Source organism: Microcystis flos-aquae FACHB-1344, from assembly GCF_014698375.1.
In the GTDB taxonomy this organism is placed as follows: Bacteria; Cyanobacteriota; Cyanobacteriia; order Cyanobacteriales; family Microcystaceae; genus Microcystis; species Microcystis aeruginosa.
Map to the genome: position 1 here is coordinate 1 of NZ_JACJSW010000214.1, position 20,345 is coordinate 20,345.

The following is a 20,345-nucleotide window of genomic DNA, read 5'->3' on the forward strand; positions in this document are numbered from 1 at the left end:
AGGTTTTTCCTCTCACTTTCCCCTAATAATCCTCCTAAATATTGTCTGAAGCCGTTTTTTTGCGCTTCGTTTTTGAAGCAATTGTCAAACCGCCGACACCATCGGTCAAAGCATGGGGGCATCGCGGCTGGGGTTGTCTCTTTCATCGCCGATTTTTCAACGTAAAGTGCTTACTCTTTAACGATTATACTCTATTATACTCTTGTTGATCGTTTAAGTCCCACTATGACTAGACCAGGGGAGCAGAGAAGGGAGGGAGACCCTCCCTTTTATCGTTCCAGGGTTCTACCCTGGAACGATAAAAGACCATCCTGAAAAAGGATGGTCTTTTATAATAGTCAACTCGGATTCGTCTGCTTACTGGAAATTAAGCGACGATAGTAAAGTTGCTGGCATTTAAACCCAATGCCAAAGTGAGCGCCTTCTTAGAGGTCGCAATGCGAACAAGACCGGCGCCGAAGTTACCATCAGCATCATAGAACAACTCCCTGGTAGTTGTGTCGTAACCAAAGCAAACTATTGCCGTTTTTCTTTGATTCATTGGCTTTTTGTATAATTGGCATCACTGGCATGGGAAACCAATTTTTCTGCTGTTAGCCTGCGACGGCAGCTAAACTCTCCACCAATTCTATCTGTTTAGGTAAACAAATCGTTTTTAGATCATATCGGTCAATAATTGTTTTTCTAGCCCTTTGTCGAAGGGCTAACATTCGTTCAGAATGGTCGAAAACTCGGTCAACAGCAGCGGCAATTTGCTCTGGAGAGAAAAAATCCACCAATAGTCCATTTACTCCATCTTCGATTATTTCCTCAACTGGGGGAGTAGCCGAACCGACCACTAAACAGCCTGTACTCATCGCTTCTAACATCGACCAAGAGAGAACAAAAGGATAGGTTAAATAGACATGAACGCCCGAAACTCGCAGGACTGAAAGAAATTGCTCGTAGGGAATGCGACCTAAAAAATGCACCCTGCTTTTGTCGAGATTTTCTCCTAATTCCGCCAAATATTTCTGCTTATAGCTTTGACCATCGGGCAGCGGTTTCCCATAGCTAATTTCCTCACCCCCAACAATCAGAATCTGCGCTTGCGGCCGTCTTCGCAGGATTTCTGGCAGCGATCGCATAAAAGAATGAAAGCCTCGGTAAGGTTCGAGATTACGGTTAACAAAAGTAATTACCTCATCCTTAGGGGTGAGGGTCAAACCAGCTTGAGGGAGGATGAGGTTTTGGTCTGGTTGGGGGCAAACCACTTGAGTATCGATGCCATCATGGATAATACTCACTTTATCCCGATAGGCTGTTGGTATGTTCTGCCATTGCCAGTGAGTGGGACTGACTCCCCAATCACACAATTCTAGATTTAAAAGATTATTGGCATTTTTCATTCGCGCCCGACAGAGGGTCTCAAAACTTTGGTCGAGAAATTCTGGATCGAAATCTAAATCGGACTGGTGAGTATGATAATAAAATTCAATAAAAGCCAGGAGTTTGGCCTCCGGAAAAACCTCCTTGAGAAATAGCGATTCTCCCCAACCCGGGTGGGCGCAAATAACGTCGGGAACAAATCCTTGCTGACGCAACTGTAGACAAGCCCTGGCCGCTGCCTCTCCTCGTATTACTTTGGTTTCGGTCTCCGATACCCAGGGATGAATGTTGGGACTTGTCCCCCTTGAGAGACGATAACGAAAGACTTGCACCCCCGGCAAAGAAGGCTGCTTTTTTAGGGTCAGTGCCACCACTTGGTTACCGGACTTTGCCGCTAGAGCCGGGGCCAGATGTTTATATTGGGCGGGAAAGTTTTGGTGAACAAACAGGATCCGCATTTTGTCTAGTTATGACCTCAAGAGACTGTAGCTAGAGTAGCACATTAGTAACAGAAGACTTTTGTTAAGAAATCTTGATAATCATTAAGATCGAGCAATAGTTTACCCTTTCAGTTCGGTCCTGAAAACCTTATCCAGTCTATATCATCGTCCCTTGTCTCCTGCCCAGGTCCCGATAGCGGCAGACTCTTGACTTCTGGCTGTTTTTGTGCAAGGATGGGTTGTGGTGTGTTCTCTTTAATAGAGATTCAAAGAAAACGTTTTCTTCAAGGTGTTGAGGAGAGAAAATGAAAATTATCTTGGTTGACGGAGCGGCCGTTATAATCGGCTCCGCACTGATCCCCTTTGATCACAAGTGGGGGTCTGCGACAATAGGAACTAAGCAAGACAAGCAAAAAGTTGCTTGCCACACGGGGGAATCTCCGAGCGCAATCAAACGGCAGTTGAGGATAGATGGCAAGCCCTACAGCCATCCTCTGGCAACTACTAATCATCAAGCTAATCATCTGCAGCCCTGTGGACGATTAGCTTGTCCTGCTTGAAACTCAAGAGACGGGTGTGCTGAAACAGTTGTGTTTGGGAACGAACCTAGATAATTTCAGACATTAATTCCAATGTTTGTGATTAGGAGTTGCTCCGTATGCAATTGCGAAGGGAATCTATTTTGAGGTTACTTACCGGACAATAACCGACTCTTCTAAAAGTTACTCTAGAGTCTTCCTAGCTTTTGTTAAGAAAGATGGAGAAGATTGTGGTTTTGTTATCCTTACTTTTAATGGTAAGGATAAAACTTTTTGCCTGAGTTATGGTGCATTTCAGCAGTTTCAAGACCACAAAAATTAAGCCAAAAAAATTGCTGATTTTGTCACTTTTATGCTAAGGTGATTAGCGAAGATAGAAAATAGTTCACAACTATTAACTCAAATTAACCATCAGCTCAGAAAGGAAAAATATGGCTACAGTATTTGGAACGGTGGGTAATGACCTACTGAGAGGCACTCTTGAGGCAGATTGGTTTAATGGTCTGCAGGGCAACGATCAAATCAATTTGAGTGCGGACGATAATTTTGGAACGGACGGTAATGACACCGCCTACGGTGGTTACGGTTTTGACAATATTTTCGGTGGCAACGGTGATGACTTCCTCGTTGGGGGTGCGCCAGGGGCCGATGGCTTAGATGACGGCAGCAGTCAAGACGGCTCCGACTTTATCGATGGTGGTGGCGGTAACGACAATATACTCGGTGGTTTCGGTCAAGATACCCTCGCCGGTGATATGGGTAACGACACCCTCTACGGCCAAGGTGATAACGACACCGTTAATGGTGGCACTGGCGATGACTTCCTCTTTGGGGGTGATAGCACCTCCCTCGGCGGAGTTTCCAACGCTTCCGGCAACGACTCGATCAACGGTGGGGACGGCGTTGACAACCTCTACGGGGAAGACGGCAACGACACCCTCAACGCTGGCAATGGTGCTGATGTGATCTATGCTGGCCAGGGTGATGACGAAGCATCTGGTGGTGAAGGCAACGACTTCATCATCGGTGGTGGCTGGACCCCCGACGGTGGCATTGCCGGCGCGGGTGAAACTAGCTCCGGTCGAGATACCCTCAACGGTGGTAACGGCAACGACTACATCTGGGCCGGTGATGAAAATGACGTTCTCACGGGCGATTCTGGTAACGACACCCTCTACGGTGGTGCCGGTGCCGACTTCATGAGTGGCGGTGACGGTAACGACGTTTTCTACGTTGACAACGCCGCCGATCTAGTTGAAGATCGTCCGGGGGTAGAAGGCGGTGTGGATGCGGTTATCGTTCTTCCCACCTACCAAAATAATGCCATCGATTTGGTGACAGGCTTGCCCGACACCTACAACCTCAATCTCCTCGGACCGGAAGCGGAAATCGAGTCGATCATCCTCGATGGCACCCCCAACTTCAACGCTGTCGGTAACCAATTTAACAACGCTATCCAAGGTAATTCTGGAAGTAACTTCTTGGCTGGTTTAGGTGGCAGAGATGTCCTCAACGGCTTAGGCGGCAACGATACCCTCGTCGGTGGTGATGGCGATGACAATATGATTGGTGGCGACGGTGCCGACCTGATCGGTGGTGTCAACCTGGGCGGTGGTATTTTTGGCGTGCCACTGGTTGGATTCCTGACGGAAAATGGCAACGACACGGCCGACGGCGGTGCTGGTGATGATACCCTAATTGGTGGCGACGGCAACGACAATATGACTGGTGGCGATGGCAACGATAATATCGGGGCTGTTGTCACAGGATTCGTTGGCGTAGTTCCCATTGCCGCTCCTGAAGCTGGCAATGACACCTTTGAAGGTGGTGCTGGTGACGATAGCATCAGTGGGGGTCTGGATTCCGATAGTTTAATCGGTGGTGCTGGTAATGACTTCATCAGCGATGGTAGCTATACCCTTAACCCTTTGAATGGCCAGTTCCAGTTCACCGGTGTGCAGAATAACCTCGACACTCTCGTGGGTGGTACTGGTAATGATATCTACTTCATCGATCGCTTTAACCAGGCCACCGGGGTGCAAGACACTATCACTGAACTGGCTGGCGAAGGTACGGATACGGTGTTCTATTCGGGAAATACCGCAGCCGAATTAACCTACGTTTTAGGAGAGCATCTCGAGAATCTTACCCTGGGTGAGAATGGTGCCGCGCTCAACGGTATTGGTAATGCTGAGGCCAACGTCATCACCGGCAACAGTCTGAATAACTCTATCACTGGAGGCGGTGGAGCCGATACCCTCAGTGGAGGCCCTGCACTCGCTGCCGATGTCGATACCTTCGTTTATACTAATCTCGCCGATTCACTTCTGGCTAACTTCGACCGCATCACTGGCTTCAACGTAGCTGTTGATAAAATTGATGTATCGGCTGCGGTTTTGGGTGTGGGTTTCGCTCCTCTCCCTCCTGCTAATAATAACGCTACATCTCTTGATGCGGGTGCTATCGGTGCGGTGTTAACCAATATCACCTTTGGCGCTAACGCCGTAACCGCCTTTACGGTTGCCAATACCCGGACTTTCATCGCAATCAACAATACCATCGCTGGTTATGACTCAACCGCTGATGCAATCATCGAAATCACAGGCTTTGTTGGTGGCAATCCTTTATTGGGCATTACTTTAGTTTAATTCCACATCTAGCTAATTGATAGGGTGGGCATTTGCCCACCCTTATTTTATTTATGATTGAGTCCTAGCCAGTAGCTGTAATTACTGCAAATAAGCCATGGGCAGAAAAGTCGAACACCAACTTAAGGCCTGTTTAAAGACTTCGTATTCGCGGAAAAAGAACACATTTCCCCAGGAATTATCCACGGTTTCGGGATAATTACCGTAGAAGAAAATATCATAATTGAAATTGTAATTACTGGGTTTATCTGAACGACCAATCACTAAATACCAATGATAGTCTCGTTTTTTCATGCCTTCTACCAAAAGGTCTAAACGATTGAGGGTTCCTGACTGCCCAAAAATATGATTCTTATCCCAAAATTCGGCAACTACGACCGGATACTGTGCTTTACCCATCCCCTGAATCACTTCTAAATCATAGCCTTCGGTATCAATTTTTACCAATCCTATATCGTGGCTAATCTCTCCCGTTTGATGAAGACTTTCTAAACTTCTCACCTGAACTTGTCGGGTTTCGGTAAAGTTTAAACCGGGGGGCATAGAATGGGGAAAAAGAGTATTATAGAGGCTGGGATTTTGAAAAATTTGCTCCTCCGATTGGTCAGAGCAAATATGAAAATCCATCGTGGTATCGTGGGAGCCAATGGCAATATTATAGGCCTGAAAATCGCTATTTTGCTGTAAGCGCTGACATAGTTGCTCGAAAACAGGGGTATAGGGTTCAAAAGCATACACTTGATAACCAGCTTTCAGCAAAGATTCCGAAATATCTCCCCGATTGGCACCGATATCTATGGCTTTTCGACTCGGTAAAAATGAGTAAAGAAAAGTTATGAGTTTTTCTTCCGGCTCTAAGTCTTCTCCCCGGTTATTCTCCGCTTTAACTCGCAGTCCCGAATTATCCAAAAGGGTATTATACTGCTGGTGTAAATCTGCTTGCAAATGCTGATAATCATCCTTAATTTGGGAGATAATACCACTGTATTGCTGTCGAATTTCCTCCTGTAAGTTCGAGATTAAAACCGAGTGTTGCTGTCGAATTTCCTCCTGGATTTGTCCGAGCAAACTCTTATGCTGCCAGTCTAATTTTCCCTGTATTTGGGAGAATAAACCGTAGTGTTGTTGTTGAACTTCTCGTTGGATTTGCGGTAGTAAATTAGTATATTGCTGTTGGATATGTGGGAACCATTTTTGTAATAGCTCAATCAGATAAATTGATGTCTGGAGTGATGAGTTATCATTGAAAGTTTGTTCAGCGATTAGCTGTTCTAATAACCTCAGTTTCTCTTGAGAATCAGTATTGTTTTTGACTAATTGAGAGGTTATCTGTTCTAAGGAATCTAGCTTAGACTGGGATGAATTAGCATTTTCGCTGAGAAATCCAGCAATTTTTTCTAAGTCATCTATTCTTGACAGGGTGGTATCTAACTTGTCCAGTAATAGATCCTTAATAGCTTTAAATCTTTGAATTACCATGATATTTACCTTTGTCTATTCCTTATTAACTAAACGATTTGACCTTCAAGCAAGAAAAGATTTTTTCTCACAAAAAGAATATCTTTTTGGAAGAGAGTGCCATCGGACGGTAAGCGCCATTCTCCCACCTCGTCGTAATAGCGAAATCCCAATTCTGTCATAACTTCTAACATTTCGGTCAAAGTTTTAGTTTCTTCTTGGTATTTCCAAAGAGAAAGCTCGATAATACACACATCCACCTGTGACAAAAACTGTTTTGCTCCCTCGATAACTAGGTGTTCGGCAAACTGTACATCTAGCTTTAAAAGTCCCCGTCCAGTAATCACTTTTTCTTGAGCAAGGGAATCTAAAGTGATCACATTTACCGTTACAGTTTGTGTCAGTTGGGAGGTCTTGACTTCGTAGATAGAGCTATTATAAAGATCAGCACTAACTTTCATAGTTTGCTGACCTATTTGATGAGAAACTAATGCTTCTACCGCTTCAAAGTTATCATGTAAGTCAATAAAATATTTTCGAGCTAATTTATCGTAGCGAGAAATTAAAGGGTCGATTAAAATAAATCGAGCTTGGGGATAAATTCTGTTAATAGCATCAGACCAAATTCCCGTGGAAGCACCAACATCCACCACAAAATTGGGTTGAAATCCCTTATCTTTTAAGCGTTTTAAAGCTTGATAGGGGGGAATAAAATCACGCCAGATGTCCCTAGGAGCCGGAGGTTCGAGATAATAGACAACTTCATTAGAGGAATAGGGCATTAATTTTTCAAATTTTAAATCCGTGGGTTGCCCTTGTTCTAAAGATTCCCAGAGCCATTTATCCATATCTTTAGCGGAAAATAACTCAGCAATATTGGCGGCATTTTGACGTAATTTTTTCTGGACATCAGGGAGAGATAGATGATTAACTACTTTTTGAAAATTCTCGGACTTATAGTCACAGACAAATCCGACTTCAAATCGTTGAACAAAGCGTGCTGCTGCCGTTTCTGCATTACCTAAGACAAGGAAGGGAGTTTGAGAGGAAGCTAAGATGAAAGGTATTCTTGAAGGCAAACTAAGCCTGGCGATATTCTGAATATTATCACTTTCATCTAGTTTACCGGAAGGAATGACAGCAAAAGAGTAGTTTTTGAGTTTCTCCACTAACTCCGATTCTTTTAAGGGTGGATAAATAGTGATACCATCACTTTTTAATTCCTCTCGATCGAAAGTTAACCAGCGAGGATTATCATAGTTATTACAATACCAATCAATGCTAACTCCAGTTTTACGCACAGTTTCTCGAAAAATGTCGAGATATTTCTGGCTCCAGATATTACCAACCAATATGCCTCTATTTTCTCTCTTGGTTTCGCTGTCTAGGGGATTTTGAATTTTAACTATTTCCTTGTCAACCAGAGGAGGTAATAGCCAGAATTTTAAACCATATTGTTGTTCGTAAGCTCTCTTTAATTCTGGAGAAATAGCTAATCTTAGCACGGATTTTTCTAAGGTTTCTTTCATTAATTCTGGAGAAATTGGTCGATTGCCTTGAGTGTATAGATTATTATCATCCATGATATAAGTACACAAGGGAACATCAAACAATTCCTTAATGGCTATGGCTGCATAGAGTTCTTCGGGATGAAAAGGAACACAAATAACTCTTTGGGGGATGATACCCTGAAAAACAGATAGCATTTCTGTAAATATTTCTGCCCTTGATTTATCGGCAATTGATAAGCATCTGTTTAAACAACCAAATTCGTGTTCGCTATCGTAGTGATTAGCGCAGCGCAGAGAAAATATATTTTTGTCTTCACTAAAAATATTAATTAAAATTGTACCCGTTCCATGTCGTCTATTAACTTCATTCGGGGTAATAATAACATCAAGTTTTCCTAAATATTTTGGTTGAGATACAGTTTGATTATAGGGAAGTAGTTGATTGATATACAGACGGAGATTAACGTTGCTAGTTACAGTGTCATCAAGAAGATTAGCCATTGATTTTTTGAGAATTAATTTTTGTCTGTTAGGGCAAGAGAGGGGTTTACAGTGATACAAAAACTGGGCTCTTCGTTACTTGTTATGGTTCGATAGGGGGGCATAAATCGACTAAATCCTTATCTGGCAAAAGATTTAACTGATTAGCTCGCTCTAGATCAAAAACAATTGACAAAAATCGTCCAATGTCTTTCTCTATAAGGGTTCCATCTCTTATAACCCCCGTCCATTACATAACACAAACCGAAGAACCAAAAACTGCAACTGCCAAAAAGAAGTTGGTAAGTCTGTTCGTTCTACATTATTGCCTAGGTGATACCCGCGTGTCAATCGTCATGGGAAATTATTCCATCTCCGCAAACTTCTAAGCTTGGCGACAAATAAACCTATCGGTAGCTTGATTTATAACCTTGAAAACGACCGCTTAACTGCATCTTTTGTTTCCCCATCGGGAATTATCATCTTGCCTTGGCAGACTAGAACTGATGCACCACCCACAGAAACTTCCGTAATTTCACGGTTGTTTTTCTGAAACTTTAATTGTAAACTGCTGGGTCTGCCCATTTCCACTCCTTGGATTATCGTCCATTGATTCATCCCTTCCCTAGAAGATTCTAACCCCCCTAGGTAGCCCGCTAAAGCGGCCACAGCCGAACCGGTGGCGGGATCTTCCATAACTCCCAAACCGGGGGCAAACATTCGGCCATAAATACGAGATTGGGGTGATTCTGGGTCAAAACAGCAGACAAAAAGGGAATTAGCGGGGGATTGTCCCAATAATGATGACCAAAGACCTAAATTAACTCTGATTTTTGCTAAAATATCTCGATTTTTGACGGGGATGAATAAAAAAGCAAGGCCACAGGAAAAGGCGCGGGGGGGATAACCGGGTAAGAAATCGGCAACGCTGAGGGAAAGAATCGCCGCTAAATCATCGAGAGCATAAGTATCCGTCACTAATTCTGGCAATTGTGCCACTTTTAACTCACTATAGACCGGTTTTTCCCCCTCCATGCTAATTTTTACCGGTACTAAACCGACTCCTTCCTCCAGATAAATCGTGGTTTCTTGGTGGGGGGGAATAGCACCGATTAGGGCTAAAATATAGGCTGTGCCGACGGTAGGATGACCAGCAAAGGGTAATTCGGTACTGGGGGTGAAGATCCGGACTTTTTTAGTGCCTTGGGGCGTTTCTGGCGGAAAAACGAAGACTGTCTCCGAGAAGTTAAATTCGGCGGCGATTTTTTGCATCTGGGTGCGGGTTAATCCAGACGCTTCCGGAAAAACCGCCAGGGGATTACCGCCAAAAATGCGATCGCTAAAAACATCGGCGGTATAGTAGGAATAGGTAGGCACGCGGGGGATAGAGCAACAGTTATCGGAGAATTTTTTCATCTTACACCTATTTTCACCCCTGACCGTCCCGGTGGTCTGTCTAGGGATAAATGCTCCGTGTCAGTCCTGTTATTCTCTATTTATTAAGAAATAATTAAAATACAGAATTTTTCCTAAAGATAAGGTATGTCTTGATAGGGCATCGTCTCGGAGTCTCCTCATAGCTGCTACAGGCTCTACTACTTATTCGGTTCTAATCTGGCTAATAAACTGACTAACTTATCTCTAACGGAATTGTGAGTGTATTCGTCTTCAGGGTGAGGTTTCTGATTGGGTTTTTGAAAATAGGGACGTTCCCCGTATAATTGTCCCCATTTCACATCGACTCGGTGTACTAACTCATAGAGTAATTCTTGATTGTCTAAAATTTCTTCTAGAATTAACTGTAAAGCTTGAACGGGATTATCTAAATTTTGACTGACTTTTGTTAATTCTTCATCAACGATAAGCTGTAAAATTATCTGCAAAGCTCCCGAAGAATCACCTAAATTAGCGGCAATAAATTGTTTAATCTCTGTGGTAACTTGCACCAATTTGGGGACGGGAGATTCCCCTTTGAGGAAATCCGCCCCCTCTTGAGCGATAAAATCTGCTAGGGTAAACGAGCGCCTTTCGATGATATCTTGGGAAAAATCTGGTTCTTCAGGGGTCATAAACTAAAAAGATTAGCGATAATAGACTCTAAGACTTATTGTGACATTTTTAGGAATATCTATGGGCATCGATCGCAGAGAGTTTCAGCAGCGTCGTCAGCAGGTAATGGAAAAAATCGGCCATGGAACCGCAATTTTTCGCAGTGCGCCCATGGCGGTCATGCACAATGACGTAGAATACACCTATCGTCAGGATAGTGACTTTTTTTACCTGACAGGATTTAATGAACCCGATGCGGTGGCGATTTTAGCACCCCATCACCCCGAACATCAGTTTATCCTGTTCGTGCAGCCAAAAGACCCAGAAAAAGAAACTTGGACCGGCTATCTCCACGGTGTGGAAGGAGCAAAGGAGATTTTTGGTGCTGATGAGGCCTATTCTATCCAAGAATTGGAGGAAAAATTACCCCAATATCTCGAAAAAGCCGAACGAATTTATTATCATCTCGGACGGGACAAAACTTTTAATACAAACGTTCTTAATCACTGGCAAAAATTAATCGCCACTTTTCCCCGTCGCGGCACCGGACCGACTGCTTTAGAGGATACTAATTTTATTCTCCATCCTTTGCGCTTGCTGAAAACCGCAGCCGAATTGGACAATATTCGCCAAGCAACCGCTATTTCGGCCCAGGCACATAATCGGGCCAGAGAATTCACTAAAGTTGGTCACTATGAGTATCAAATTCAAGCGGAAATTGAGCATACTTTTCGCCTAGAAGGGGGTATGGGTCCTGCTTATCCTTCTATTGTCGCTAGTGGTGCTAATGCCTGTATTCTGCACTATATCAACAATGATCGCCAAGTACAAGAAAATGAGCTTTTATTAATTGATGCCGGTTGTGCCTACAATTACTATAACGGTGATATTACCCGCACTTTTCCCGTTAATGGTAAATTTACCCCCGAACAAAAAATTATCTATGAAATTGTTCTGGAAGCTCAATTAAAGGCGATTGAAGTGGTAAAAACTGGTAATCCTTATAATCTTTTTCATGACACAGCCGTCAGAACAATTGTGGAGGGATTAGTAGATTTAGGGCTATTGGTCGGCGACATTGATGAGATAATTAAAGAGGAAAAATATAAGCCTTTTTATATGCACAGAACTGGCCATTGGTTAGGATTAGATGTCCATGATGCAGGAGGTTATAAAGTTAACGAAGAAACTTGGCAAACTTTGCAGCCCGGTCATGTTTTAACCGTGGAACCGGGGATTTATATCTCCCCCGATATTAAACCTGCTGAAGGACAGCCGGAAGTGCCAGAAAAATGGCGGGGTATCGGTATCCGTATCGAAGATGATGTGTTAGTTACTGCCACAGGAAATGAGGTTTTAACTGCAACGGTTCCCAAAAAAGTTGAGGATATCGAATCTTAAGTAAAAAGCTAGGTGTTAAAAATTGTCAGATTCCCCCTAACCCTAGGGTTGATTCATAGTAGGGTTGATTCATGGTAGGGTTGATTCATGAATCAACCCTACCCCCCTTAAGGAGATTCAATTAAGTTTTTTCTAGAGATTATTATGGTTGTCACCAAAGAAAAATTATATACCTTTGCGGAATATTTAAATTATCGAGACTGCACGGATAATAAGTACGAATTATTTAACGGAGAATTAATTTCCATGCCTCCCGCTAGTGGCTTTCATGCTTTGATACTTAGATATATATTTAAGGTGTTAGAAAGGGAAATAGAGAGGCTACAATTAGACTGGCAAGTTATGCCCGCTACGGTGGGAATTCGCACCGATAAAGCTAAATCGAGAATTCCAGACTTAATGATTTTAACTGCCCAACAATGTCAAGAGATTAGAAATATGACCACAGCAGTGATTGAATTTCCTCCCCTGTTAGTTGTAGAAATTGTTAGCCCCGGTAATGCCGATGATGACTACCGTTATAAACGTTCAGAATACGCAGTGAGAGGCATTCCTGAATACTGGATTATCGATCCTATGGCTCTAAAAATATCGGTTTTAACCCTGATTTCGGGATTTTATGAACTGGCAGAATTTAACAACGAAGATAGAATAATATCGGTGACATTTCCCGATTTACAATTAACTCCTCAAATGGTCTTTGAATATTAAAATCTTGGCTGGAGGTTATCATGATTGCTACCAAACCAAAAAAATATACCTTTACAGAATATTTAAATTATCAGGACTCCACAGATAATAAGTACGAATTATTTAACGGAGAATTAATTTCTATGCCTCCTGCTAGTGGCTTTCATGCTCTAATTCTTGCCTGTCTTTATGATTATTTAATAGCAGAAATTAAAAGATTAAATCTAACTTGGAAAGTTATGCCCGCTACGGTGGGAATTCGCACCGATAAAGCTAAATCGAGAATTCCAGACTTAATGATTTTAACTGCCCAACAATGTCAAGAGATTAGAAATATGACCACAGCAGTGATTGAATTTCCTCCCCTGTTAGTTGTAGAAATTGTTAGCCCGGGTAATGCCGATGATGACTACCGTTATAAGCGTTCAGAATACGCAGTGAGAGGCATTCCTGAATACTGGATTATCGATCCTATGGCTCTAAAAATATCAGTTTTAACCCTGATTTCGGGATTTTATGAACTGGCAGAATTTAATCAGGAAGATAGGATAATATCGGTGACATTTCCCGATTTACAATTAACTCCTCAAATGGTCTTTGCACAGTAGCATTATTAACGATTATGACTATCCCCTTAGAAATCCAACAACGTTGCCAACAACTAAAAACAGAACTACAAAGAGCCAGTTATGCTTATTATGTTCTTGATGATCCTTTTATACCCGATAGCGTTTATGATCAACTTTATCGGGAATTAGAAGACATAGAAAAGCGTTATCCTCAATTAATCACCCCCGATAGTCCCACCCAAAGAGTCGGGGATAAAATCTCTAGTCAATTCGTTTCTGTCCGTCATAATATTCCCCTGTATAGTCTCGAAAATGCCTTTAACCTCGAAGAATTAAATAAATGGGGCAACCGTTGGCAAAGATATGTAAATGAAACCCAAGACACGGAATATGTGTGTGAATTAAAAATCGATGGTTCCGCGTTAGCTTTAACCTACGAAAACGGCTTTTTAGTCAGAGGTGTTACTAGAGGGGATGGAGTCACTGGCGAAGATATTACCCCCAATGTGCGGACAATTCGCTCTATTCCTTTACGCTTAAATATAGATAATCCCCCAGCAATTGTGGAAGTGCGCGGCGAAGCTTTTTTCCCCCTCGATACCTTCGATAAAATCAATCAAGAAAGAGAAGAAAAAAGGGAATCTCTCTTTGCTAATCCCCGCAATGCGGCAGCGGGAACCCTACGACAATTAGATCCGAAAATAGTTGATAAAAGACGCTTACAATTTTTTGCCTATACCCTGCATTTAGACGATAACCATATCACTAATCAATGGCAATCCTTAGATAGATTAGAAACCATGGGATTTCTGGTTAATCCCCACCGTCAACTCTGTCCATCCCTGCAAGAAGTGGCGCAATACTATCAAGATTGGCAAGAAAAACGTCATCAATTAGCCTACATGACCGATGGTGTCGTAGTCAAAATCAACGATTTACAGCGACAAAATCGCTTAGGATTCACCCAAAAATTCCCCAGGTGGGCTATCGCTTTAAAATATCCTGCCGAAGAAGTCCCCACAGTAGTTAAAGATATTATCGTCAACGTGGGACGCACCGGTGCGGTTACACCCATGGCGGTGATGGAACCGGTACAGGTAGCAGGAACCACCGTACAAAGGGCTACTTTACATAATAGCGATCGAGTGGCCGAATTAGATATCCGCATCGGTGACACAGTAATTATCCGCAAAGCGGGGGAAATTATCCCGGAAGTGGTGAGAATCCTGCCCGAATTGCGTCCTCCCCAGACTTTCCCCTTCCAGATGCCCACTAATTGCCCTGAATGTCAATCTCCCCTAGTTCGTCCGGTGGGGGAAGCGGTGACGCGCTGTGTCAATAGTTCCTGTCCGGCGATTTTGCGGGGAAGTGTAGTACACTGGGCTAGTCGCGACGCTCTCGATATCCGGGGATTAGGGGAAAAAGTGGTGATTTTGCTGATTGAACAGGGATTAGTTACCGCCATTTCTGACCTCTACAGCCTCGAAAAAACGGAAATTGCCAAATTAAACCGAATGGGCGAGAAATCAGCCTTAAATTTGATTACAGCTATGGCTCAGAGCAAAAATCAAAGCTGGTCGAGGGTACTTTATGGGCTAGGAATTCGCTATGTGGGCAGCGTTAACGCCCAAATTCTCGCCGAAAGTTTTCGGACTGTGGAGGAGTTAGCTAACGCCAGCGTGACTAATTTAGCCTCTGTCTATGGTATCGGTGAAGAAATCGCTCAATCGGTCTATGATTGGTTTAGAATCGAGGCTAATCGGGATTTAGTCGCTAAATTACAGGCAGCGGGTTTACAATTTGCCGCAGCAGCAAAAACCACCACCACTAAAGCCACCTTAGCAGGGAAAACCTTTGTGATTACTGGCACTTTACCAACTCTCAAACGGGAGGAGGCCAAAGAATTAATCGAAAAAGCTGGGGGGAAAGTGACGGGTTCTGTCAGCAAAAAAACCGATTATTTAGTGCTAGGAGAAGCGGCGGGTTCTAAGCTAGAAAAAGCCCTAGAATTGGGCATTACTCAGCTAACCGAAGCACAATTACTCGAATTAATCAAGGCTTAAAAGCTTAAGATTGGAGCAAATCTGCCGAAGCATTAAGTAGAGTCTGCGGCAAAAAGTTTTTCGGTGGGGGTAGGGTGTGGCCCCCCTAACCCCCCCCGACATCGGGGGGGCAGGTGGGGTGTAGGGTTTTACCGATTTTCATCTGCCAGCCCTAATTAATCGGGTAATTGACATCCTCGCCGCCGTAAAACGGACGGCGATTCTTCACCACGCCACTTTTTTAGGGTGGTCGCGTCAACGGGGTTGACGCAGATAGCGAAAAACGCTTAATTGCTTAAGTCTGACACTTTCGACCCGTCCGTTTTGATTGTCCGAATGCCGGACGGCCACTTTGAACAAGTCGAAAAAATCTCATGTTCAACCTTATTTCCTAGAAAGTTTTACTCGTTCAAGGCCGAATTTGAAGTCTTTTCTGAACAAAACCCCCTACTATCTGTGGTCAAGGTTCAGTTTTTAGCTTGGTTATCGCTTTTTCCATTGTAGCTTAAAGCCGTCCTAAAAGGACGGGGTTTTAACCCAAATTTTCGATAAAAGCTGATAACTAAAAAAACTGATAGCTGATAACCCGGGAGAAAATATAATTGTAGCTACCTACCCATTCCTGATTAATTCCTATGGCAGAAGAAACCACCACCCCCGCAACTCCGGCAGCAGAAGCAGCAAAACCGGCTCAACCTGCGGCTGCTAAAAAACCCAAGGAGCCAACCGTCGAGGAAAAACCCTTCGCTGAATTTATTGAGCAGCATTTTCAGCCCGCACTGGCGGCAGCCTTGCAAAAGCTCGGTATAACTGATATAAAGCTGTCCTTTAAACAGGATAAAATTCCCGTGCAGGGCTTTTCTAGCTCTCCCTGTTGGCAGTTAACTGGCAATTGGCTCGAGGGAATGCGTCAATTTAGCATTTATTTTTTAGAAGAAGACATCAATGGCAAAAAAGCTTTTTCTCAAGCTGAGGGCGGTGCTCAACCTAGTACCCTTGAATCATTTATGATCGATGAAAGGAAAGTTAGTCTTGATTTACTGTTGTTTTACACCCTGCAACGGCTTAACGGTCAAAAGTGGTTGACTAGAAACTAAAATTGCTGAGGATTAGCGATCGAGAAGGGGGGTAAAATGAGTATAGACGACCACCGCTTATCGATCGCTAATAGTAATTATGCGTGTATTTGTACTACTTTTTAACGCAGGCACAGAAAACGAAGGTATCCACACCATTCAAATGGGAGCTATCAATAAGGTGTTGATGTTTGAATCGGAAGATGATGCCACCCGTTATGCTCTGCTGTTAGAGGCACAGGATTTTCCGACTCCCACGGTAGAGAAAATTGATTCGGAGGAAGTGGCAGAATTTTGTCGCGGCGCCGGCTATCAAGCGGAAATGATTGCAGCGGGTATGTTAGTAATTCCCCCCGAAAGCAATGCCGAGGAGTTGGATTGGCAAAAAGAGGAAGTCCCCCCCGCCGAGGAGGAGTTTTCCGAGATTCCCGATGCGGAGTTAGACAGCATCCGTCGTCGTCTAGAAGGACTTTTGTAATAAACCTCTTGTAAAAATCGAAAATTGTCCTGCTTGGTTAGGAGACAGGAGACATTAGCCAGTAGTCAGGAGTTCGGAGTCAGAAGACAGGACAATAAATCAATGTTATTCCCTGTTCCCTGTTCCCTGTTCCCTGACCACTGATAACTGATAACTGATAACTGAATATGACAACCGTGGGGGAATTGGGCGAAAATTTGGTGGCGGATTGGTTGCAATTACAGCAATGGCATATTCTCCAGCGTCGTTGGCGTAGTGCTGGCGGTGAAATCGATTTAATCGTCTTGTCTAAATCCCAAGCGACTCTCGCTTTCGTCGAGGTGAAAACCCGCAGTGCTGGCAATTGGGATTTAGGGGGCAAATTAGCGATCAATGACCGTAAACAAGGGAAAATTTACGGAGCTGCCCAGATATTTCTTGCCTTTTATCCCCAATGGTCCGATTTAACCTGTCGTTTCGATGTGGCGTTAGTTAGTTGTCAAAAAAGTTCTCTATTAGCTTTACCTGAGTTTTCCCTTGATTATCCCTGTCAGCTACAGGCAGGTTATCAATTGCAATTACAGGAATATCTCGTGGCGGTTTTCTAAAAACACAATAGGCCCGCCTAGGGAGGCGGGCTTCATCTTGTACAAACGATATGGACTCCTAAAAGTTTAACGGACTCAATACAATAGAGGTTTACAGAACCCACAACAGTCTATCTGTCAACTATCAAGATTTCTCAGTTTACCGACTCAGGTGCTGATTACGGCTCACTCCATCTGTCCTATATCGAGCAACAGAGGCGAAACCATACTTTACTTTACAAACTTTGAGAATCTGCGTCCGATTTAGCTGTTGCGTTGAGCTAGAGCAGGTGGCACAGGCTCTAGGTCTTTTTGCCCGGAAGGAAGTTGAGTCGCTTCCTTTGTGCCTTATGTTTTTAAGATAACACGTTTGTCAGGACTCGATCGACCTTGTGATTAAAGTTTACACTTATTGATTTTTAGCAAAAATTGCCGTTACAAAACTATAGATAAGTGGCTGTGCGAAACGTTTAGGCATGAAATAGGGAACCAAATGCCTGAAATAACCGCCTAATAAGGTCTTCAGTCTTTCGACTGAATCTAACAGGTCAACCCTGACCAACCTTATAACTGTTTATATGTCCCGACGTTTAGTATCACTCGATACCAAACTAGGCAAGGGGACTCAAGGTCAATACACTTGTAATAAATCTTTACAAGGTGAGAGTAACGGCGTTAGCCACCCCCAGATTCAGAAGTCACAACTCTGGGACTGAAGCGGGGAACGGAAGGCGAGAGAGGTGTAACCTAACACCAGAATCGAGACCACTGCCAACCATCCACGATTAGGCGTGAGCCAAATGTCTGACTTGAACCATCGTAGGTATTAAGCAGTGAAATAGGTTGACACACTGCGTTCAAAAGAATAGACCTCTTGCAAAAATTTTTTATGGTATAATGGAGGGTTTATCTATTTCGTCTTTGAACTTCTAAATTTATGATCTTTCCACCATTATTTTTCCACAGATACGGTTAATCAACTCTCAATACATTATTCGCACGACAAAGATATCTAGCTTGTTATTCTCAGCTAAATTAAAAGAATATAGTTAGTTTTGGGTCTATTGGACTGATGGTGATAAGTTTAACTAATCAATGATTGGCTGCTAACAGCCGTGAGCGCAGATGTTGAAAATTTCTTAACCCATAAGTCTGACGCAAAATTACACGACTACGATTATTTAAACCTTCCATAGCTCCATTCGTTGTTCGATTAATAAAGTAATGGCAAATTCCCTCAAAGTGTTGTCTAATTGTCCCACATATTTCTCCATAGAAAACTTCAGCATTTTTCAGCCACCTTCTTAATTTCCTAGTTCCCCCACTAATCGTGCGAGTCCTTTCGTAGATTTATCTTAATTCTTCTTGTACTTCATAGGCGATTTGTAAAATAGGATAATCTTTCAGTAACCTAGATAGTTCTTCTTTTTCTTCTTTAGTTAAGTCCTCTCTATTACTCAGTAAAAGATGACGTATCCCCTTCGCTCTCATTCCTAATTTACATCGTATTTCGTTTAGTCTTTTGTTGACCATTTTCATTACATGAAAACGGTCATATACGGTTCTTCGTTACTTGGTATGGTTCAATAGGGTGGCATAAATCGACTAAATCCTTATCTGGCAAGAGTTCTATTGATTAGTTCGTTCTAGATCGAAAACAATTGACAAAAATCGCATCAATGTCCTTCTCTATAAGGGTTTCATCCCTTATAACTCCGTCCATTGCATAGCACAAACCGAAGAACCTCATATACTATAATTGCATTAGGAAAAACCTCCTCGATCACTTTGACAAACCCTCCCCACCTATCGATGCAAACTTCCTCCACTTTCTCTCGAATATCCTTTAGCTGTTCGCTTAGCGCTTCTATAAGCTCTTCCTGAGTTCTACTCGCTATCACATCTATTAGACATTTTTTATCTAAGTCACTCACCACTGCTCTGTATTTTTTTTGTCCTTTAGCAGTACTAGGTCATCAAGTTTGTATTGAGGGATAAAGTCGCTTTAGTTTGATACGGGAATCTGCTGTGGTAAATCGCCAATTAACAGAACTAGATTTTTGATTTCGCTCTTCTTCCCACGCAGTAATTTCCAATTTGAGAGTATCTTTATCGGGGATACGACGGTTCACACACTGACGATTTAAAACACTCAATTCAATTTCTGCCATATTCAACCAACTGCCATGTTTAGGAGTATAATGAAACTCCAATTTATCCAAAATCCGTTTGGCTTCTTCCGGAGCAAAAGCTTTGTATAAAGAGGCTTTAACATGAGTGTTAAGTTGATCTTGAATTACCCCAATTTTTTCAGCTTGAGGATAACGTTCATCTACCAAATATTTCATTTGATGAGCATAATCAATGGCCGTTCTTTGGTCAGTTACGAGGTGTGTCTCCAACCTATTAACGGCTCAAAAAACATAAAGAGATTGGCCACCCCATTCCGGCCCTATTGATAGTCATAACGCTCTAATTGACCAGGTTCAGGGGGAATTACCTCTCTGGTTTCTTTCACCAACTGCTTACAACTTTCATCAAAACAAACCCAAGGATTTTTTTCGTCGTAAGGACGTTGATAAATATCTAAAACTTCTTCCATCCCGCAGACAAATTCGGCGTTTGATTGTGGTGGAATTACCCAAGATTCATGAAGCCAAGGTTTAAGTTCGTTTTTTTTAAGCTTTGTCTAATCGTCTCAATCGAGACTTGTTCCACTACTTTTAGTTCTACCATTTTATCCGCCAGCATTTGCAGAGTCCAACTACTTTTTCCCCAGAAGTGTTGAACGGGGAAAAAAGTCGTACAAAATTTGATATTATAGATAAGAAAACAAAGTAAATATACACCAATAAATGTGAATAAGCCATGCTAACAATTTTCCCAAAACTAATGAAAGAGCTTCTCAAGCCACTCCCCAAAAATGACTATCCCGCATTAAGTACATTTACTTTTGTGTCCTGTTGGATAGGTTTTGCACTGGATAAAAGTATCGTCAGCATGAGAGACTTAAGCGCACGCCTGAAAATG

16 protein-coding genes and 4 pseudogenes are annotated in these 20,345 nt (G+C 42.8%); 9 read left to right on the forward strand and 11 right to left on the reverse strand.

All coding sequences use genetic code 11. From position 1 onward, the window contains the following. From H6G48_RS22200 to H6G48_RS22210, 3 genes and pseudogenes are all read right to left on the reverse strand, one after another. A pseudogene (locus tag H6G48_RS22200) lies at nucleotides 1-146 on the reverse strand (IS701 family transposase); the annotation flags it as partial. Nucleotides 147-367: 221 nt separating this feature from the next. Further along, nucleotides 368-541, reverse strand: a complete 174-nt coding sequence (locus tag H6G48_RS22205; protein ID WP_190723214.1) for a hypothetical protein — start codon at nucleotides 539-541, stop codon at nucleotides 368-370. Between the two features lie 52 nt (nucleotides 542-593). Then, nucleotides 594-1,826, reverse strand: coding sequence for a glycosyltransferase family 4 protein (locus H6G48_RS22210; protein ID WP_079209486.1), 1,233 nt, complete (start codon nucleotides 1,824-1,826; stop codon nucleotides 594-596). A gap of 287 nt (nucleotides 1,827-2,113) precedes the next feature. On the opposite strand from H6G48_RS22210, the gene H6G48_RS22215 reads away from it, so the two are divergent. Together H6G48_RS22215 and H6G48_RS26975 are read left to right on the forward strand one after the other, a co-directional pair. Continuing rightward, nucleotides 2,114-2,368 (forward strand): hypothetical protein, encoded by a 255-nt coding sequence (locus H6G48_RS22215; protein ID WP_190723215.1) that lies wholly within the window; start codon nucleotides 2,114-2,116, stop codon nucleotides 2,366-2,368. 410 nt (nucleotides 2,369-2,778) lie between these two features. Next, nucleotides 2,779-4,995, forward strand: coding sequence for a calcium-binding protein (locus tag H6G48_RS26975; protein ID WP_190723216.1), 2,217 nt, complete (start codon nucleotides 2,779-2,781; stop codon nucleotides 4,993-4,995). 81 nt (nucleotides 4,996-5,076) lie between these two features. Here H6G48_RS26975 and H6G48_RS22225 read toward each other — a convergent pair whose 3' ends face one another. From H6G48_RS22225 to H6G48_RS22240, 4 genes are all read right to left on the reverse strand, one after another. Beyond that, a complete protein-coding gene (locus H6G48_RS22225; RefSeq protein ID WP_190723217.1) occupies nucleotides 5,077-6,474 on the reverse strand; it encodes an FkbM family methyltransferase in 1,398 nt (465 codons plus the stop codon). Between the two features lie 29 nt (nucleotides 6,475-6,503). Continuing rightward, the gene (locus H6G48_RS22230; RefSeq protein WP_190723218.1) at nucleotides 6,504-8,465 is read right to left on the reverse strand and encodes an FkbM family methyltransferase; all 1,962 of its coding nucleotides are present in this window, start codon (nucleotides 8,463-8,465) and stop codon (nucleotides 6,504-6,506) included. Nucleotides 8,466-8,867: 402 nt separating this feature from the next. Beyond that, on the reverse strand, nucleotides 8,868-9,821 hold the full coding sequence (locus H6G48_RS22235) for a PhzF family phenazine biosynthesis isomerase (RefSeq protein WP_190723227.1): 954 nt from the start codon (nucleotides 9,819-9,821) through the stop codon (nucleotides 8,868-8,870). Nucleotides 9,822-10,039: 218 nt separating this feature from the next. Next, nucleotides 10,040-10,513: a hypothetical protein gene (locus H6G48_RS22240; protein ID WP_190723219.1), complete on the reverse strand. Its 474-nt coding sequence runs from the start codon at nucleotides 10,511-10,513 to the stop codon at nucleotides 10,040-10,042. Nucleotides 10,514-10,574: 61 nt separating this feature from the next. Here H6G48_RS22240 and H6G48_RS22245 point away from each other — a divergent pair, with 61 nt between their 5' ends. From H6G48_RS22245 to H6G48_RS22275, 7 genes are all read left to right on the forward strand, one after another. Next, nucleotides 10,575-11,894 carry an aminopeptidase P N-terminal domain-containing protein gene (locus H6G48_RS22245; protein ID WP_190723220.1) on the forward strand — a complete coding sequence of 440 codons (1,320 nt, stop codon included), beginning with the start codon at nucleotides 10,575-10,577 and terminating at the stop codon, nucleotides 11,892-11,894. 144 nt (nucleotides 11,895-12,038) lie between these two features. Continuing rightward, on the forward strand, nucleotides 12,039-12,605 hold the full coding sequence (locus H6G48_RS22250) for a Uma2 family endonuclease (RefSeq protein WP_190723221.1): 567 nt from the start codon (nucleotides 12,039-12,041) through the stop codon (nucleotides 12,603-12,605). A gap of 20 nt (nucleotides 12,606-12,625) precedes the next feature. Then, a complete protein-coding gene (locus H6G48_RS22255; RefSeq protein WP_190723222.1) occupies nucleotides 12,626-13,192 on the forward strand; it encodes a Uma2 family endonuclease in 567 nt (188 codons plus the stop codon). Nucleotides 13,193-13,206: 14 nt separating this feature from the next. Beyond that, entirely contained in the window at nucleotides 13,207-15,216 is a 2,010-nt protein-coding gene (gene ligA / locus H6G48_RS22260) for an NAD-dependent DNA ligase LigA (protein WP_190723223.1), read from the forward strand. Between the two features lie 614 nt (nucleotides 15,217-15,830). Further along, nucleotides 15,831-16,292, forward strand: coding sequence for a DUF2996 domain-containing protein (locus tag H6G48_RS22265; protein ID WP_002795499.1), 462 nt, complete (start codon nucleotides 15,831-15,833; stop codon nucleotides 16,290-16,292). A gap of 79 nt (nucleotides 16,293-16,371) precedes the next feature. Further along, nucleotides 16,372-16,749: a DUF3110 domain-containing protein gene (locus H6G48_RS22270; protein WP_002765892.1), complete on the forward strand. Its 378-nt coding sequence runs from the start codon at nucleotides 16,372-16,374 to the stop codon at nucleotides 16,747-16,749. Nucleotides 16,750-16,916: 167 nt separating this feature from the next. Beyond that, nucleotides 16,917-17,336 carry a YraN family protein gene (locus H6G48_RS22275; RefSeq protein WP_190723224.1) on the forward strand — a complete coding sequence of 140 codons (420 nt, stop codon included), beginning with the start codon at nucleotides 16,917-16,919 and terminating at the stop codon, nucleotides 17,334-17,336. A gap of 1,071 nt (nucleotides 17,337-18,407) precedes the next feature. Here the strand turns inward: H6G48_RS22275 and H6G48_RS27580 are convergent. The 4 genes and pseudogenes from H6G48_RS27580 to H6G48_RS22295 form a co-directional block, all read right to left on the reverse strand. Further along, a pseudogene (locus H6G48_RS27580) lies at nucleotides 18,408-18,854 on the reverse strand (ISL3 family transposase). A 13-nt stretch (nucleotides 18,855-18,867) separates the two neighbouring features. Beyond that, nucleotides 18,868-19,050 (reverse strand): annotated as a pseudogene (locus tag H6G48_RS26610) (hypothetical protein). Then, nucleotides 19,016-19,252 carry a transposase gene (locus tag H6G48_RS27585; protein WP_423202556.1) on the reverse strand — a complete coding sequence of 79 codons (237 nt, stop codon included), beginning with the start codon at nucleotides 19,250-19,252 and terminating at the stop codon, nucleotides 19,016-19,018. The pseudogene H6G48_RS26610 and the gene H6G48_RS27585 overlap by 35 nt, the downstream one beginning before the upstream one ends. A 39-nt stretch (nucleotides 19,253-19,291) precedes the next feature. Then, nucleotides 19,292-20,090, reverse strand: a pseudogene (locus H6G48_RS22295) (IS630 family transposase); the annotation flags it as partial. Between the last annotated feature and the right edge of the window lie 255 nt (nucleotides 20,091-20,345).